The organism is Streptomyces bobili (assembly GCF_002154575.1).
GTDB classification, from domain to species: Bacteria; Actinomycetota; Actinomycetes; order Streptomycetales; family Streptomycetaceae; genus Streptomyces; species Streptomyces bobili.
The window spans coordinates 1-16,487 of sequence record NZ_MUBA01000029.1; the positions used below are offsets into that span (position 1 = coordinate 1).

Consider the following 16,487-nt stretch of genomic DNA (forward strand, 5'->3'; position numbering starts at 1 on the left):
CCGCGTGGGACACGCGGGTCGCGCAGGACGTGCAGTGCTCCAGGTGTTTCTCCAGGGACCAGGCCTCGGACTCCGGGAGGGTGCCGTCGGCGTAGCGGGCGGCCAGGGTGTCGGTCGCGTGCCATCGGGCGTGGGTCATGCCGGGCCTCCCGCCGGGGTCGGATTCAACTGGGCGAGAGCGGCGCGCAGTTCGGCGCGGGCGCGCATCGCGCGGGTCTTGACGGTGCCTTCGGGGATGCCGAGCAGCCGGGCCGCCTCGCGGGTGGTGAGCCCGTCGACGACGGTCGCGCGCAGCACCTCCCGAAGCTCGGGCGAGATCCGGTCGAGGGCGGTGCCGACGTCGCCGAACTCCAGCCCGGCCAGCACCCGGTCCTCCGCGGACGGCAGGGCCGCGGCAGGCGCCCGCTCCACCCGGTCGGTGTCCATCGGCGCCGTCTCGATCCGCGAGGCGCGCTCCTGGACCCGCCGCGCGTCGACCAGCCGGCGGGCGGCGATGGTCCACAGCCAGCCGCCCGCCTCCCCGCCGCCGTGCCCGGCCGCCGACCGCCACACGGTCACGAACGTGTCCTGCACCACCTCCCGCACCACCTCGGGATCGGCGCAGCGCCGGGTGAGCCGCGCGTGCAGCCAGCCGGCGTGCCGGTCGTACAGGGTGGCCAGGGCGTGGGCGTCCCCGTCGGCGACGGACCGCAGCAGCGCCGCGTCCGTGTCGCCCTCCCGGTGGCCCCTCATGGGGCGGAACAGTCTCACAACCTCTCTGTCGGCCGGCCCGGCCCCGACGGTTCACGAAGGAAACCGGACGGCGCGCGGTATGCCGTAATCACCCCGAATTGGAGAGAATGTCAGGGTGTGGAATGTGACGAGATGCGTGTTGTCCGCTGTGGGGACGTCTGCCTTCCCGCCCGCTGGGTAGGGCTTTTGCGGTAACCCGCCAGACACCGCCAGACACCGTCAGGCGCTGCCCAGGCGCCGTACGACGCCGCCGCGCGACCCCGCGCGGGCGCCGTCCCCGACAAGGAGGCCACCGTGGTCGCACCGGCACACCAGCTGCTCCCGGCCCAGTCCAAACGCCCGGCGGTACCGTCCGCCTACACCGAGGAACCCCACCCGCACGTGTGCAGCGCGGAGGGCGCCAGGGCCGAGACCCCGCTGACCAGCGAACCCCCGCTGCCCGACGCCGAGCCCCTCACCAGCGAACCGCCGCTCGCCGCCGCGGACTCCGACTTCACGAGGCCGTAGATGACCGAACCCCTCGGAGAGGACCTCACCCGGCTCGCCGCCCTGCACGGTGTCGCCGTCTCCTTCCAGCCCTCCCCGGACCGCACGGTCACCGCCTCGGCAGCCGCCGTCACCCGTGCCCTGGCCGCCCTGGGCGTGGACGCGGGCACCCCGGAGGCGACCCGTGCCGCCCTGGCCGCACGGGAACGCGAACTGGCCGGGCGGCTGCTGCCCCCGACCGTGGTCCGCTGGAGCGGCGGCGACGGGCCGGACGCCCTCGCCGACCTCCCCGAAGGCACCCGCCTGCTGATCGAGACCGAGCAGGGCGAGACCCGCGCCTCCCTCGCCCAACTCCCGCCGGGCGTCCACACGGTGACCGCGACCGCACCCGACGGCCGCACCGCCCGCGCCCACCTCGTCGTCGCCCCGCCCCGGCTGCCCACGCCCACCGGACGCTCGTACGGCCTCCTCGTCCAGCTCTACTCGCTGCTGTCCGGCCGCTCCTGGGGCATGGGCGACCTCGGGGACCTCGCCGAGCTGGCGGGCTGGGCCGGGCGGGCGCTGGGGGCCGGGTTCGTGCAGGTCAATCCGTTGCACGCGGCCGTTCCCGGCGCCCCCACCGACCCTTCCCCGTACCGCCCCTCCTCGCGCCGCTTCCCCGACCCGGTGCACCTGCGGATCGAGGACGTCCCCGAGTTCGCGTACGTCACCGACCCCGAGCGGCTGCGGGAGCTGCGGGAACGGGCCGCGCGGCTGCGCGAAACCGTCCTCGGCAAGGGGGCGTTGATCGACCGGGACGCCGTGTGGGAACTGAAGCGGGAGGCGCTGGAGCTGATCGCCGCCGTGTCGCTCGGGCCGGGCCGGCGCGCCGCCTACTGCGACTTCCTCGCCCGCGAGGGCCAGTCCCTGGAGGACCACGCCACCTGGTGCGCCCTCGCCGAGGTGCACGGCTCCGACTGGCACCGGTGGCCGCAGGGGCTGCGCGACCCGCGCTCCGCCGACACCGCCCGCGCCCGCCTGGAGCTGATGGACCGCGTCGACCTCCACTCCCGGCTCGCCTGGCTCACCGACACCCAGCTCACCGCCGCCCAGCGCACCGCGCGCGAGGCCGGCATGCCGCTGGGGATCGTGCACGACCTCGCGGTCGGCGTGCACCCCGGCGGCGCCGACGCCTGGGCGCAGCAGGACCACCTCGCGGCCGGCATGTCGGTGGGCGCGCCCCCGGACGCCTTCAACGCCCGCGGCCAGGACTGGGGCCTGCCCCCATGGCGCCCCGACCGCCTCGCCGAGTCCGGCTACGCCCCCTACCGCCGCCTCCTGCGTGCCCTCTTCCGCTACGCCGGCGCGCTGCGCATCGACCATGTGATGGGCCTGTTCCGGCTCTGGTGGGTCCCCCAGGGCGAGCCGCCCACCGAGGGCACCTACGTCCGCTACGACGCCGAGGCCATGCTCGCCCTCCTCGTCCTGGAGGCATCCCGGGCCGGCGCGGTGGTGATCGGCGAGGACCTGGGCACCGTGGAACCCGGCGTGCGCGAGGCCCTGCGCGAACGCGGGGTGCTCGGCACCTCCGTGCTGTGGTTCGAGCGTGACTGGGACGGCGACGGCCGCCCGCTCGCCCCCGACGCCTGGCGTGCCGACTGCCTGGCCACCGCCACCACCCACGACCTGCCCTCCACCGCGGCCCGCCTCACCGGCGAACACGTAGAACTCCGCGACCGGCTGGACCTGTTGAACCGCCCGGTGGAGGAGGAACGCGCGGAGGCCGCCGCCGACACCGGCGAGTGGCTCGACCTCCTCTCCCGGCTCGACCTCCTCCAGGGCACCGGCGGGGGCGCCGACACCTCCTCGGAGGAGGCCGAGATCCAGGCCGTCCACCGGTTCCTGCTGCGCACCCCGGCCCGCATGATCGGCGTCTGGCTCCCGGACGCCGTCGGCGACCGCCGCCCGCAGAACCTCCCCGGCACCTGGGACCAGTACCCGAACTGGCGCCTGCCCGTCGCGGACGCCGAGGGCCGGCCCGTCACGCTGGAGGAACTGGCGGCGTCCTCGCGACTGCACGCGCTGATGGAGGTGCTGCGGGAGGAGGGGTGACGGCATGGCCGGCGACGTCCGCGCCTCGTACGGCACCCCGGACGCGCGGGCCTCGACACGGTTCGCTAACTTGGCACCGTGGACAAGAAGAACGCCCTGCGCGCCGGCGCCCTGGCTGCCGGTACGACGCTGATGATGCTGCTCATGTCGTCCCCCGCGCTCGCGCTGACCCGCGACGACGGCGACGACCCCGGTCAGGGCCTCAGTGTCATCGAGACGCTGGGCCTCTATGTGGTGGCGCCGATCGGCCTGTTCGCGGTCATTGCCGGCCTGGTGTGGGTGCTGGACCGCTCGAAGGACCGCGGCGACACCACCAGCTCCAACATCACGGTGAAGGGCAGGGCCGCCAAGGCCGGCTGACCCTTCCCGCCCGGCACAACTCTTCGAGGCGTGCGCCCTCCGGCCTCGGTGCCGAGAGGGCCTACGGGTGCGGCGCGGTCAGGTACCGCTGCACGGTGGGCGCCAGCCAGGCCACGGCCTCCTGCCGGGTCAGCGCCACGGCCGGCGGGAGGCGCAGCACGTAACGGGTCAGCGCCAGCCCCAGCAGCCGACCGGCGCAGAGGGCGGCGCGGGCCGGCATCTGCTCGGGGTCCGGGCACGCCGCGCGGGCGACCGGCAGCAACTGGTCGCGGAAGATCGTCTGCATCCGTTCGGCCCCGGCCTGGTTGGTCACGCCGAGGCGGAGCAGGGCGGTGAGGACCTCGTTCTCCCCCCACATGTCGAGGAAGTGCGTGACGAGGGCCCGCCCGACGTCCTCGCGGGCGAACGCCGTGAGGTCCGGCAGTTTCAGATCCGCCGCGCTCACCACGTTCCTGAACAACGCCGGTCCCGCCCGGCGCAGGGCGGCCGGCCAGGTCACCGGCATCGGCTACCGCTACCCGGCCCCGCGCGGCGCCCTCCCGCTGACCGGCGCCCGCGTCCCCGACGTCACCCTCGCCGACGGCACCCGCCTGTACGAGGCCCAGCGCGGCGGCCGTTTCGGCCTCGTCACTCCGGCGGGCGTCCACGCGGGACCGGCCGGACCCCGCGAGGACCGGCTGACCGTGCGGCACTGGGCGAGCGACTGCCGTACGGCGCTGCTGGTGCGGCCCGACGGGTACGTCGCCTGGGCGGCGGACGAGGCCGGGCCCGAGGCGATCGAGGCGGCGCTCGCCGCGCACGTCGGCTGAGGCCGCCCCTCCTCGCGGCCTACCGTTCCGTCGCGAGCAGCAACTCCCGCAACAGGCCGGCCAGCCGGCCGGCCCGTTCGGCGTCCAGGGCCGCCGTCAGGGCCTCCGTCTGGACGGCGAGGCCCGCGCCGACCGCCTCCTCGACGACGGCCAGGCCCTGTTCGGTGAGGGTCACCTGGAGGCCCCGGCGGTCGTGCGGGTCGGGGGAGCGCCGCAGCAGCCCGGCCCGTTCCAGTTTGTCGAGGCGGCCGGTCATGCCGCCGGTGGTGAGCATCAGCGTCGCCGACAGCTGCCGGGGCGAGAGGGTGTACGGCTCGCCGGAGCGGCGCAGGGTGGCCAGCACGTCGAACTCGCCGCGCGAGATCCCGAGGCCCGCGTAGGCCTTCTCCATGCGGTCGCCCATCGCGCGGGCGAGCCGGGAGACGCGGCCGAAGACCTCCATGGCGGTGGTGTCGAGGTCGGGCCGTTCGGCCGCCCACTGCTCGACGATCGCGTCGACGGGATCCTTGCGCTCTGCACTCATGCGGGGAGTATCCGCTCGCCTTCCGGTCGCCCGCAAGAAAGTAGCTTGACGGCAAGTTGCTTAGCGCTAAGCTAATCACCGCCAAGCAAGCTGCCGCCAAGCACGCCACCCGCCCGAGAGGGGTGCCCGTCATGAACCGGGCCGCAACCGTTCTGCTCACCGCCCTCGCCCCCCTCTCCTGGGGCACCACCTACGCCGTCACCACCGAGTTCCTCCCGGCCGACCGCCCGCTGTTCACCGCCCTCATGCGCGCCCTCCCCGCAGGCCTCCTGCTGCTCGCCCTCGTACGGGTGCTGCCCCGCGGCGCCTGGTGGGGGAAGGCGGCGGTGCTCGGTGCCCTCAACATCGGCGCGTTCTTCCCGCTCCTGTTCCTCGCCGCGTACCGCATGCCCGGCGGCATGGCGGCCGTCGTCAGCTCGGCCGGACCGCTGTTCGTCATCGGGTTCGCGGCGCTGCTGCTCGGTCAGCGGCCCGCCGCCCGCACCCTGCTGACCGCGGTGGTGGCCGTCCTCGGCGTCAGCCTGGTCGTGCTGAAGGCGACCGGGGCACTGGACGCGGTCGGGCTGCTGGCGGCGGTCGCCTCCACGGCCTCGATGTCGGCCGGTCTCGTCCTGACCAAGAAGTGGGGCACCCCGGCGGGGGTGGGCCCGCTGGCGCTCGCCGGCTGGCAGCTCACCATCGGCGGCCTGCTCATCGCGCCCCTCGCCTTCCTGGTCGAGGGTGCCCCGCCCGCCCTGGACGGCGCGGCCGTCGGCGGCTACCTCTACCTGGCCCTGGCGGGCACGGCGGTCGCGTACTGGCTGTGGTTCCGCGGGATCGGCCGGCTCAGCGCCACCCAGGTCACCTTCCTCGCGCCGCTCTCCCCGCTGACCGCCGCCGTGGTCGGCTGGGCGGCCCTCGGTGAGGCACTGACGGCTCTGCAGCTGGCCGGGATGGCGCTGGCGTTCGGCGCCACGGTCGCCGGACAGCTCGCCCCGCGCCGGACCGAGGCCGTCGCGACCCGGGTCACCCCGGCCGTGGACGGCCGCCGGGAGGCGCCGGAGAAGGTCGTCGCCCGACGCGGTGCCGCCGTGGAAGGATGACGCAACCGACACATAACGAGGAGATGACCGCGTGCCTGGCACAAACCTGACTCGCGAAGAGGCGCAGCAGCGGGCGAAGCTGCTCACCGTTGACTCGTACGAGATCGATCTCGACCTGTCCGGTGCGCAAGAGGGCGGGACCTACCGGTCCGTGACCACGGTGCGCTTCGACGTGGCGGAGAACGGCGGCGAGTCCTTCATCGACCTGGTGGCGCCGACCGTCCACGAGGTGACGCTCAACGGCGACTCCCTCGACCCGGACGAGGTGTTCGCCGACTCCAGGATCGCCCTGTCCGGCCTGCTGGAGGGCCGTAACGTCCTGCGCGTCGTCGCCGACTGCGCCTACACCAACACCGGTGAGGGGCTGCACCGGTTCGTCGACCCGGTCGACGAGCAGGCCTATCTGTACACGCAGTTCGAGGTGCCGGACGCCCGCCGCGTCTTCGCCTCGTTCGAGCAGCCGGACCTCAAGGGGACCTTCCAGTTCACGGTGAAGGCACCGAGCGGCTGGACGGTCGTCTCCAACTCGCCGACGCCGGAGCCCAAGGACGACGTCTGGGTGTTCGAGCCGACCCCGCGCATCTCCACGTACATCACCGCGCTGATCGTCGGCCCGTACCATTCCGTGCACAGCGTGTACGAGAAGGACGGGCAGAGCGTGCCGCTCGGCATCTACTGCCGGCCCTCGCTCGCCGAGTTCCTCGACTCGGACGCGATCTTCGAGGTCACGCGGCAGGGCTTCGACTGGTTCCAGGAGAAGTTCGACTACGCGTACCCGTTCAAGAAGTACGACCAGCTGTTCGTGCCGGAGTTCAACGCGGGCGCGATGGAGAACGCGGGCGCGGTCACCATCCGCGACCAGTACGTCTTCCGGTCCAAGGTGACCGACGCCGCGTACGAGACGCGCGCGGAGACCATCCTGCACGAGCTGGCCCACATGTGGTTCGGCGACCTCGTGACCATGGAGTGGTGGAACGACCTGTGGCTGAACGAGTCGTTCGCCACCTACACCTCCATCGCCTGCCAGGCGTACGCGCCGGACTCGCGCTGGCCGCAGTCCTGGACGACGTTCGCCAACTCCATGAAGACGTGGGCGTACCGGCAGGACCAGCTGCCCTCGACCCACCCGATCATGGCCGAGATCCGTGACCTGGACGACGTCCTGGTCAACTTCGACGGCATCACCTACGCCAAGGGCGCCAGCGTCCTGAAGCAGCTCGTGGCGTACGTCGGCACGGACGCGTTCTTCGCGGGCGTGCAGGCCTACTTCAAGCGGCACGCGTTCGGCAACACACGCCTGTCCGACCTGCTGGGCGCGCTGGAGGAGACCTCCGGACGCGACCTGGGCCTCTGGTCGCAGAAGTGGCTCCAGACGGCCGGCATCAACATCCTGCGCCCCGAGATCGAGACCGGCGCCGACGGCGTCGTCACCTCCTTCGCGATCCGCCAGGAGGCCCCCGCGCTGCCCGCCGGCGCCAAGGGCGAGCCGACGCTGCGCCCGCACCGCATCGCCGTCGGCCTGTACGACCTGGACGAGGCGAGCGGCAAGCTGGTGCGCGGGGAGCGCGTCGAGCTGGACGTGGACGGCGAGCTGACCGCCGTACCGCAGCTGGTCGGCAAGCGGCGGCCGGACGTCGTCCTGCTCAACGACGACGACCTGTCGTACGCCAAGGTCCGCCTCGACGAGGAGTCCCTCGCGTTCGTCACCGAGCACCTCGGCGACTTCGAGGCGTCCCTGCCGCGCGCCCTGTGCTGGGCGTCCGCCTGGGACATGACGCGCGACGCCGAACTGCCCACCCGCGACTACCTGTCGCTGGTGCTGTCCGGCATCGGCAAGGAGTCCGACATCGGTGTCGTGCAGTCCCTGCACCGTCAGGTCAAGCTCGCCATCGACCTGTACGCCGACCCGGCCGCCCGCGAGGCGCTGCTGACCCGCTGGACCGACGCCACGCTGGCGCACCTGCGGACCGCCGAGGCCGGCAGCGACCACCAGCTGGCGTGGGCGCGCGCGTTCGCGGCCACGGCCCGTACGCCGGAGCAGCTGGACCTGCTGGAGGCGCTGCTGGAGGGCACGCAGACGATCGAGGGCCTCGCCGTCGACACCGAGCTGCGCTGGGCGTTCGTGCAGCGCCTTGCGGCGGTCGGCCGGTTCGACGAGGCGGAGATCGGCGGCGAGTACCAGCGCGACAGGACCGCGGCCGGCGAACGGCACGCGGCGACCGCCCGAGCCGCCCGTCCCACGGCGGAGGCCAAGGCGGAGGCCTGGGCGTCGGTCGTCGAGTCCGACAAGCTGCCCAACGCCGTCCAGGAGGCCGTCATCGGCGGCTTCGTGCAGACGGACCAGCGCGACCTGCTGGCGCCGTACACGGACAGGTACTTCGACGTCGTCAAGGACGTCTGGGACTCCCGTTCGCACGAGATCGCCCAGCAGATCGCGATCGGCCTCTACCCGGCCGTCCAGGTCTCCGAGGAGACCCTGCGCAAGACGGACGCCTGGCTGACCTCGGCCGAGCCGAACGCGGCTCTGCGCCGCCTCGTCTCCGAGGCCCGCTCGGGTGTGGAACGCGCGCTGAAGGCCCAGGCGGCGGACGCGCGCTAGCGGCGGTCGTCCGTACGGTCCGTACGGTGGTGAGGGGCGCCCGGTGTCCGGCCGGGCGCCCTTCGCCGTGCCGGGGGAGCGTTCAGAGCCGCAGCGGCAGCCCGAAGGCCGGGAAGAGGTGCGGCTCGAAGGACGTGATCTCCACGATCCGGCCGTCCTCGACGCGCAGCACGTCGAGGGACTGGGCGCGGTGGACGTTCGTACCGGGCCGCCGGAGGTAACTCCCGGCCGCGGGCTGCCCGTTGGCGCGGGCGGGCAGCTGCCGGAAGTGGCCCGGGAAGACGGCGGAGGCCGGGTCCCGGCTCGGCCGCAGGAACGCCAGGACGGCGTCCCGGCCCCGGCACCAGGACGGGTTCGGCGGCGCGGTGAGCAGCACGTCGTCGGCGAGCAGCGCGCCCAGCGCGGCCGGGTCGGATGCCTCGGCGGCGGCGATGTACCGGGTGAGCAGGCCGGCCCCGGCCCCGGCCGGCTCCTGGGCACGCCCGCCCGGCAGCAGGTCGCGCAGGGCGGGCCGGGCCCGTTGCAGGGCGCTGTCGACCGAGACCGGGGTCAGGTCGAGGGTCTCGGCGGTCTCGCCCAGGCTCAGCCCCAGCACGTCCCGCAGGATCAGCGCGGCCCGCTGCCGGGGCGGAAGGTGCTGCAGGGCCACGAGGAGCGGCAACTCCAGTGAGGAGTACGGCCCGGCCGGGTCACCGGCCGCCGACCGCGGCAACTCGTCGTCCGGGTAGGGCTGGAGCCAGGTGACCCGCGCGGGCGGCACACCCCCGCCGCGGACCGCGGCGGGCAGCGGCTCGTAGTCGTGCGGGCGGCGCGCGGTCCGACGCAGCAGATCCAGACAGGCGTTGGTGGCGATCCGGTACAGCCAGGTCCGCACGCTCGCCCCGGCCCGGAAGGTGTCCCGCGCCCGCCAGGCCCGCAGGAAGGTCTCCCGGACCAGGTCCTCGGCGTCGTCGTAGGAACCGGTCATGCGGTAGCAGAGGACCAGGACCGCACGGCGGTGCGTCTCGGTGAGCGCGGCGAAAGCGGCCTCCGGCAGGGCGAGTTCGGGCGGACCGGCGTCCGGCTCGCCGTACCCCTGGTTGTCGTCCGCCGCCGCGTCACGCGCCGTCCGGGCCACCCGCCGCAGCCGGTCCACGGAGGCCGTCAGCTCCGCCACCCCGGCGTACAGCGCGGCGGGCTCGCCGGGCGTCAACTCCGCCGCGCCGCGTCCGATGTCGTCGATGAGGTCCTCCACGGTCACCTCACCGCCGGGGCGGGACCCTGCGTCGGTCCAGGCCACGCTCACCTCCTGAAAGTTGAGATCGATACGACCGTACGCCCGATCAGGACCCCGGCAGAGCGGGAAGGTGAGATGTGCGCGATGTCCGGAACCCGCCGGTGGCACGGCCCGCGACGCGTGAACCTGGAACGCATGACGACCACGACCGCGGCCACGGTGTACACCGCCCGCCCCATCGCCCCCGAAGCCCTCGCGGAGCTCCGCGCCACCGACGACGCCGGACGCCCCGTGACGCCGTTCACCGACGAGGAGGGCGCCGCCCCGCTGCGCTGCTGCCTGCGCCGCAGCACGCCAGGAGAGCGGATCGCCCTCGTCTCCTACGCCCCCCTGCGCCGCCGGGCCGCCGCGACGGGCACCGACCCCGGGGCCTACGACGAGCAGGGCCCCGTCTTCGTCCACGCCGACCCGTGCCCGGGGCCGGACCGGGACGGTGGGGCGCCGCCCTTCGCGAACGCCCACCGCACGGTCCGCCGCTACTCCTCCGACGGCCGCATCCTGGGCGGCCGGCTCGTCGGGGACCCCACGCCGGAGGCGTTCGCGCGAGCCTTCCGGGAAGCGTTCGACGACCCGGCCGTGGAGTTCGTCCACGTCCGGGCCGTCGAGTACGGCTGCTACCTCTACGAGGTGGCCAGGCCGGTCACCCGGCAGGTGACCGCGGGCTGACTAGCCCTTCAGCTCCTTCGCCACCAGCTCCGCGATCTGCACCGCGTTCAGGGCCGCGCCCTTGCGCAGGTTGTCGTTGGAGACGAACAGGGCGAGACCGTTGTCCACGGTCTCGTCCTGGCGGATCCGGCCCACGTACGAGGCGTCCTTGCCGGCCGCCTGGAGCGGGGTCGGGATGTCGGTGAGGATCACGCCCTCGGCGTCCGCGAGCAGCTCGGTGGCGCGCTCGGCGCTGATCGGGCGGGCGAAACGGGCGTTGACCTGGAGGGAGTGGCCGGAGAACACCGGGACGCGCACACAGGTGCCGGAGACCTTCAGCCCGGGGATCTCCAGGATCTTGCGGGACTCGTTGCGGAGCTTCTGCTCCTCGTCCGTCTCGTTCAGGCCGTCGTCGACGATCGAACCGGCCAGCGGGATGACGTTGAAGGCGATGGGCCGCTTGTAGACCTGCGGCTGCGGGAAGTCGACGGCCTCGCCGTCATGGGTGAGCCGGTCGGCCTCGGCGACGACCTTCTGTGCCTGGCCGTGCAGCTCCGCGACGCCGGCGAGACCGGAACCGGACACCGCCTGGTAGGTGGCGACCACGAGGGCTTCGAGACCCGCCTCCGCGTGCAGCGGCGCCAGGACCGGCATCGCGGCCATCGTCGTGCAGTTCGGGTTCGCGATGATGCCCTTGGGACGGTTCGCGATCGCGTGCGGGTTCACCTCGGAGACGACCAGCGGCACCTCGGGGTCCCGGCGCCAGGCGGAGGAGTTGTCGATCACGACGGCGCCCTGCGAGGCCACCTTCTCGGCCAGCGCCTTCGAGGTCGCGCCACCGGCGGAGAACAGCACGATGTCGAGGCCCGTGTAGTCGGCGGCCGACGCGTCCTCGACCGTCACGCCGTCCAGCTCGCTCCCCGCCGAACGGGCCGAGGCGAACAGGCGCAGCTCGGTGACCGGGAAGCCTCGCTCCTTGAGGATCCTGCGCATGACCGTGCCGACCTGACCGGTGGCTCCGACGATTCCGACCCTCACGGCGACTCCCTCTGTCTGTGCTTCTGCACGCGTATTGCCTGGCCGAGGCTTTTCCATGATGCGGCCGACATGGGCCCGCCTGTCCAATTCTTTGGCCGGCATGCTCGAGGGCTGGGACACCCCGCACCCCCGCACGGTTCCGGAACTCCCGCCCACATCCCCGCTGAGCTGGAGGAATTGGCCCCGCGGGGGCTCACGGCCGCAAGCTGTGCTGCCGGGCGCGGCGGTGTGACGTACGCCTCCGAACGATTTTCCCGGCGCCGGGGCGAACGTTTCCGCGGGCTGTGGCGTCGTAGAGGTGACGCGGGGAGGGGAGGGGTGTCTGTGCTGCGCAGAAAGGCCCGCCGCGGACCGGGGGAGGACACCGCGCACGGTGATCCCCTGGACGCGGCGCAGGAACGCCGGGTGCGAGCCGTGCTCGCGCTCGGCGGGGTACCGCAGGCGGACCTGCCGGACGGGGTGCAGCAGGTCCGCCTGCGGCTGCTGGAACGGGCCGCCAAGGGGGACGAGGCACCGCGGGACGTCTCGGCGTGGGCGGCCGTCGTCGCCTCCAACCTCGCCATGGACTGGCACCGGGCCAAGCGCCGCCAGGAGCGCCTCGGCGAACGGCTGGCCTCCCTGCGCCAGCACGAGCACCCCTCCGGCGAGGACACCAGCGTGCTCTCCCTCGCCGTCGCCCAGGGCCTCGACGACCTGCCCGACGCCCAGCGCCAGGTGGTCGTCCTGCGCTTCTACGCCGACCTGCCGGTGCGCTCGATAGCCGAGGAACTGGGCGTCCCCGAGGGCACGGTCAAGAGCCGCCTGCACACGGCGGTCCGCGCCCTGCGCACCCGCCTGCACGAGGACGAGGTGGTGTGACATGACCGCCGAGAACAAGCACGAGCACGAGCACGAGCACGAGCACGAGCCCTACGGCGACGACGGCCGCGACGGCATGGACCCGCTGATGGCCGCTCTCCTGGGCGAGCCGTTGTCCGAGGAGGCCCGCAGCGACCCCGCCTTCATGGCCGGGCACCGGGCCGCGACGGCCGACGTGGACCTCCTGCGCGAGCAGCTGGGCGTCCTCGCCGACGTCCTGACCCGTCCGGCCGAGCCGGCTGAGACGGCCGCGGAGCCGGTGCGGCGGCCGGTGGTCGTCCCGCTGCGGCGGCCTGCGCGGCGTCTGCTCCCCCTGGCCCTGAAGACGGTCGGGGTGGCAGCCGCCGGTGCGCTGGTCGTCGGGAGCGGGTGGCTCCTGGTCCAGGTGGGCCGGGGAGCGAACGACATCGGTGCCTCCAGCAGCGCCGACAAGGCCGCCGCCCAGGACGAGAAGTCCGGCACGTCCGGCGGTACCGCCGACAGCCCCCTGGCCGATCCCGGATACCTCGCCTGCGCCCGGTTGGTGGTCGAGGGGGACGTCACGGACGTGGTCCCCGTGCACGGCACCTCCCGCGAGCGCGTCACCCTGCACGTGACCCGCTCCTACAAGGAGTCGGCGTCGGCGGAGGCACCGGCGCGGAGCGAGGTCGAGTTCGTGATGGAGCGGGACATGGACCCGCTGCTCGCACAGGGCGACCACGTCCTGGTGGGCTTCGCACGAGGGTCCGAGGCCCCCGACGTCTGGGCGGTCGGCGAGGCCGACATCGCCGCCGAACGCTCGGCGCTGGCCCGCGCGCTGCCCGAGGCGGACGGCATGCCCTGCGAATGAGCGAGGGGCGGGCGCCCGACCGGACGCCCGCCCCCCTTGGTGCTCACTGCGTTGCTACGGCAGGACCTTCTCGATGGAGACGCTGCCGAGGCCCGCGACGGTGCCGCGCGCGTTCACCAGCTGGACCTGGCCGAAGAAGGACCGGCCCTCCGGCGCGGGGGCCGCGGCGGTGACGGTCGCGGAGACCGCCGTCGAGGCGCCCGTGGCCAGCTTGACCGGCGTGCTCTCGTCGACGCCGACCGTGCCGAGCGAGGACGAGAAGAACACGTCCAGGTAGTCGTACGCGGTCGTGCCGGCCGGCACCGAGTAACCCGCGACCTCGATGGTGTACGTCCCGGCGGCGGGCGACGGGATGGACACCGCCTCGTTGGAGTCGCCGTCGGCCTGCTGCGCGACCTGCTCGCCGGCCGCGTCGTACACGGTCAGGTCGAGGTCGGCGGAGGCGTCGGAGACACCGCCGATGGAGACGTCCAGGGACTTGGCGCCCGCGGGCACCTCGACCGTGGTCGTCTGGTTCTCGTGGTCCGCGATGGTCGGACGGGCCTTCTTGGAGGAGCCGAGCGGGCCGCCCACCAGCTTGCCGTCGACGGCGGCGAAGTTGTTCGTCACCTTCCAGGAGACGGGGGCCGGGGTGCCGACCTTCGCCTCGGGAACGGTCACGGTCGCCGGGTCGAAGGCCGCGCCGAACACGGTGACGTCCAGCTTGTACGGGTTGTCGAGCAGCGGCGACGTGCGGCGCGACTCGACCTCGATCTCCCAGACGCCGGGCTGCGGGTCGGCGTACGACCGCGCGTCGGGCCGGCAGCCGTTGCCGTCGAGGTAGTTGTTGTAGCAGTAGATGGTGGCGCTGTCCTCGACGGCGACACCGTACGGGTGGATCGAGATGAACCGGGTCTGGCTCTTGTCCTTCAGCCCGCCGATCGCGACCTCCAGCGACGACGCGCCCTCGGGCACGGTCAGGAAGTAGTGCTGCGAGCTGTTGCGCTGCACGGTGTTCTTCGCGGAGAACGTGTGCGCCACCGGCGTCGAGACGACGACCGTGTTCAGGACCTGCTTGTCGACGCCCTCGGTCTTCGGGTCGTCGACCTCCAGGATCACGCTCTTGATGCCCGCGGACTTCGGAGCGGCCTGGATCTTGACCGTGACCGGCTTGTTCAGCGGCAGCCTGACCTCGTCCGAGCCGACGATCCGGAAGGCGCCGGCCGCGTTGTTCTCGAGGTCCAGCTCGTGCCGGATCGCCTTGTCGGCACCGGTCGTACGGGTGATGGTGACGTCGTACGTCTTCTTCTGACCGGCCTTCAGACCGCCCTCGCGGTCGTAGATGCCGGTGCCGAAGCCCGGCGTCTTCAGCGCGAAGTCGAGCGCGGTGTCGACCGGGGCCTTGACCGTGTACTCGTGGGCGGTGGCACCGTCCTCGATGGCCTCCCAGGCGTCCACGATGTCGATGGCGCCCGCGCCCTCTTCGTAGGCCTGGAGGCCCTTGATGTGGTCGGCGGTCGAGGTGAGCGCCGTGCGCAGGTCGGCCGGCGTCAGCTCGATGTGCTTCTGCTTGGCGGCGCTCAGCAGCAGCGCCGAGGCGCCCGCGGCCTGCGGGGACGACATCGACGTGCCCTGGAGCATGCCGTAGCCGGCCGGCAGGGTGTAGCCGGACTCGGCGACCGGGGCGCCCGGCAGCCAGGTCTGGATGGTGTTGATCGAGGCGCCGGGGGCGACCAGGGTCGGCGTGAAGCCGCCGTCCTCACGCGGGCCGCGCGAGGAGAAGGGCAGCAGCGCGTAGTTCTTCTTCACCTGCGAGCCGTAGTTGGCGGCCCAGGTCTCCTTGGAGATGGCCGCGCCGACCGAGATGACCTTGTCGGCCAGGCCGGGGTCGCCGACGGTGTTGGCGCCGGGGCCCTCGTTGCCCGCGGAGATCACCAGCTGGACGCCGTAGGTGTCGATGAGGCGCGTGTACATCTCGGCGCGCGCGTTGTTGCCGTCGTTCAGCGCCGGGAGGCCGCCGATCGACATGTTGACGATGTCGACACCGCGGTTGACGACGAGGTCGATCATGCCTTCGGTGAGCGCGACGTTGGTGCAGCCGGGGCCGAAGACGCAGGCACGCGAGGAGACGATCTTCGCGCCGGGGGCCGCGCCGTCCATCGCGCCGCCGAACAGGCCGTTCGCGGCGGTGATGCCGGCGACGTGGGTGCCGTGCTCGCTGGCGATGAGACCGATGTTGGCGAAGTCGGCCTTCTTGCCGACCCAGTCGCCGCCGAACGGGTCCATCGGGACGTCCTTGCGGACCTCGACGACGAACGGCTGCCGCTCGGCGACGTCGGTCGACGGGTCGTCGGTGCCGAAGTAGCCGATCTGGTAGCCGTCCTTGTACGGCTTCATGGCGGTGTCGTCGGTGAAGTCGCCGTTGGCGTTCACATCGACGGTGACCGTCCCCGCGGCGGCGTCGTACAGCACGCCCCAGGTGTCGGTCGTGTCGCCGTCACGGTTGACGTCGCCCGCGGCGTCGCCGCCCGCGGTGGCCGACTCGCGGAACAGGTTGATCGAGTGGGTGCCCGCCGGCGCGGTCCAGGTACGGCCGCCGTAGGTGAAGGAGGGCCCGGAGACCGAGTTCGTCATGGCGCGCCAGCTCGCGTCGCCGTCCAGGATCGGGTCCGTGGCGGTGACCCAGTCGACGATCTTGCGCTCACCGGTGGTGGTCTTCTGCAGCGCGGGGTGTCCGAGGTCCACGCCGGAGTCCAGCACACCGATGGTGATGCCGCGGCCGTCCGCCTTCGGGTGGTCGTCCACGAAGTCGACGGCGCCCGTCTCGAAGGACGGGTTGTACGGGTTCTCGGCGGGCGTCTTCTTGTTCGGCGCGGGGTAGGTCTTCGCGCTCGTGGTGCCGCCCGCGTTCTTGGCGGCGTCCGCGGTCGGCGTCGGGTCGTCGAGGACGATCTCCTGGCGCAGGTCGATCGCGCGCACCGAGGACAGCTTGGTGGCGGCGGCGATGGCGGAGTCCGCCTTGGCCGTCGGGACGGTGGCGCGGACATAGCCGAGCTTGTCGTAGGCGAGGCCCACGGAACCGCCCTTGACGGCGTCCAGATCGCCGGCGACAAGAACGTGACGCTGATGGTCGCCACGGCACCCGGCCAGACCGAGCAGGTCGCCCGCGATCTGGACGCC

14 protein-coding genes and 2 pseudogenes are annotated in these 16,487 nt (G+C 73.1%); 9 read left to right on the forward strand and 7 right to left on the reverse strand.

Translation table 11 applies throughout. The annotated features are described in order from the left end of the window. Together BZL64_RS02985 and BZL64_RS02990 are read right to left on the reverse strand one after the other, a co-directional pair. A partial coding sequence (locus BZL64_RS02985; RefSeq protein ID WP_208639348.1) for a zf-HC2 domain-containing protein occupies positions 1-139 on the reverse strand: 139 nt, incomplete at its 3' end. Continuing rightward, positions 136-732 (reverse strand): RNA polymerase sigma factor, encoded by a 597-nt coding sequence (locus tag BZL64_RS02990; RefSeq protein WP_086765845.1) that lies wholly within the window; start codon positions 730-732, stop codon positions 136-138. The genes BZL64_RS02985 and BZL64_RS02990, both read right to left, overlap by 4 nt. 294 nt (positions 733-1,026) lie before the next feature. Between BZL64_RS02990 and BZL64_RS02995 the strand changes: the two genes are divergently transcribed. The 3 genes from BZL64_RS02995 to BZL64_RS03005 all read left to right on the forward strand — a co-directional run bounded on the left by BZL64_RS02995 (position 1,027) and on the right by BZL64_RS03005 (position 3,669). After that, positions 1,027-1,239, forward strand: coding sequence for a hypothetical protein (locus BZL64_RS02995; RefSeq protein WP_086765847.1), 213 nt, complete (start codon positions 1,027-1,029; stop codon positions 1,237-1,239). Then, a complete protein-coding gene (gene malQ, locus BZL64_RS03000; protein WP_086765848.1) occupies positions 1,240-3,309 on the forward strand; it encodes a 4-alpha-glucanotransferase in 2,070 nt (689 codons plus the stop codon). A 78-nt stretch (positions 3,310-3,387) separates the two neighbouring features. Next, positions 3,388-3,669, forward strand: coding sequence for a hypothetical protein (locus BZL64_RS03005; protein WP_086765850.1), 282 nt, complete (start codon positions 3,388-3,390; stop codon positions 3,667-3,669). A gap of 61 nt (positions 3,670-3,730) precedes the next feature. Here the strand turns inward: BZL64_RS03005 and BZL64_RS03010 are convergent. Next, positions 3,731-4,108 (reverse strand): annotated as a pseudogene (locus BZL64_RS03010) (TetR/AcrR family transcriptional regulator); the annotation flags it as partial. Here BZL64_RS03010 and BZL64_RS03015 point away from each other — a divergent pair. Next, a pseudogene (locus BZL64_RS03015) lies at positions 4,104-4,478 on the forward strand (aromatic-ring hydroxylase C-terminal domain-containing protein); the annotation flags it as partial. The pseudogenes BZL64_RS03010 and BZL64_RS03015 sit on opposite strands and share 5 nt — an antisense overlap. A gap of 19 nt (positions 4,479-4,497) precedes the next feature. Here BZL64_RS03015 and BZL64_RS03020 read toward each other — a convergent pair. Beyond that, the gene (locus BZL64_RS03020) at positions 4,498-5,001 is read right to left on the reverse strand and encodes a MarR family winged helix-turn-helix transcriptional regulator (RefSeq protein WP_086765852.1); all 504 of its coding nucleotides are present in this window, start codon (positions 4,999-5,001) and stop codon (positions 4,498-4,500) included. Between the two features lie 131 nt (positions 5,002-5,132). Here BZL64_RS03020 and BZL64_RS03025 point away from each other — a divergent pair, with 131 nt between their 5' ends. Together BZL64_RS03025 and pepN are read left to right on the forward strand one after the other, a co-directional pair. Continuing rightward, positions 5,133-6,083: an EamA family transporter gene (locus BZL64_RS03025; RefSeq protein ID WP_086765854.1), complete on the forward strand. Its 951-nt coding sequence runs from the start codon at positions 5,133-5,135 to the stop codon at positions 6,081-6,083. Positions 6,084-6,114: 31 nt separating this feature from the next. Continuing rightward, on the forward strand, positions 6,115-8,682 hold the full coding sequence (pepN, locus tag BZL64_RS03030) for an aminopeptidase N (protein ID WP_086765856.1): 2,568 nt from the start codon (positions 6,115-6,117) through the stop codon (positions 8,680-8,682). Between the two features lie 82 nt (positions 8,683-8,764). Here the strand turns inward: pepN and BZL64_RS03035 are convergent, their stop codons facing one another. Beyond that, positions 8,765-9,961, reverse strand: coding sequence for an RNA polymerase subunit sigma-70 (locus tag BZL64_RS03035; RefSeq protein ID WP_244205155.1), 1,197 nt, complete (start codon positions 9,959-9,961; stop codon positions 8,765-8,767). 132 nt (positions 9,962-10,093) lie between these two features. Between BZL64_RS03035 and BZL64_RS03040 the strand changes: the two genes are divergently transcribed. Next, complete coding sequence (locus tag BZL64_RS03040; RefSeq protein ID WP_086765864.1) at positions 10,094-10,624, forward strand: DUF1203 domain-containing protein; 531 nt, start codon at positions 10,094-10,096, stop codon at positions 10,622-10,624. On the opposite strand, the gene BZL64_RS03045 is transcribed toward BZL64_RS03040, so the two are convergent. Continuing rightward, entirely contained in the window at positions 10,625-11,641 is a 1,017-nt protein-coding gene (locus tag BZL64_RS03045; RefSeq protein WP_086765858.1) for an aspartate-semialdehyde dehydrogenase, read from the reverse strand. Positions 11,642-11,965: 324 nt separating this feature from the next. Between BZL64_RS03045 and BZL64_RS03050 the strand changes: the two genes are divergently transcribed. Both BZL64_RS03050 and BZL64_RS03055 read left to right on the forward strand, forming a co-directional pair. After that, positions 11,966-12,499 carry a sigma-70 family RNA polymerase sigma factor gene (locus BZL64_RS03050; RefSeq protein WP_094102913.1) on the forward strand — a complete coding sequence of 178 codons (534 nt, stop codon included), beginning with the start codon at positions 11,966-11,968 and terminating at the stop codon, positions 12,497-12,499. 1 nt (position 12,500) lies between these two features. Continuing rightward, positions 12,501-13,328 carry a hypothetical protein gene (locus BZL64_RS03055; RefSeq protein ID WP_086765860.1) on the forward strand — a complete coding sequence of 276 codons (828 nt, stop codon included), beginning with the start codon at positions 12,501-12,503 and terminating at the stop codon, positions 13,326-13,328. 54 nt (positions 13,329-13,382) lie between these two features. Here BZL64_RS03055 and BZL64_RS03060 read toward each other — a convergent pair. Then, positions 13,383-16,487, reverse strand: a 3,105-nt coding sequence (locus BZL64_RS03060) for a S8 family serine peptidase (RefSeq protein WP_107430191.1), incomplete at its 5' end; no start/stop codon positions are given.

Coding starts and splice junctions, on each gene's coding strand:
- BZL64_RS02990 (WP_086765845.1), bottom strand. CDS start 732: ATGAGGGGCCACCGGGAGGGCGACACGGACGCGGCGCTGCTGCGGTCC.
- malQ (WP_086765848.1), top strand. CDS start 1,240: ATGACCGAACCCCTCGGAGAGGACCTCACCCGGCTCGCCGCCCTGCAC.
- BZL64_RS03020 (WP_086765852.1), bottom strand. CDS start 5,001: ATGAGTGCAGAGCGCAAGGATCCCGTCGACGCGATCGTCGAGCAGTGG.
- BZL64_RS03025 (WP_086765854.1), top strand. CDS start 5,133: ATGAACCGGGCCGCAACCGTTCTGCTCACCGCCCTCGCCCCCCTCTCC.
- BZL64_RS03040 (WP_086765864.1), top strand. CDS start 10,094: ATGACGACCACGACCGCGGCCACGGTGTACACCGCCCGCCCCATCGCC.
- BZL64_RS03055 (WP_086765860.1), top strand. CDS start 12,501: ATGACCGCCGAGAACAAGCACGAGCACGAGCACGAGCACGAGCACGAG.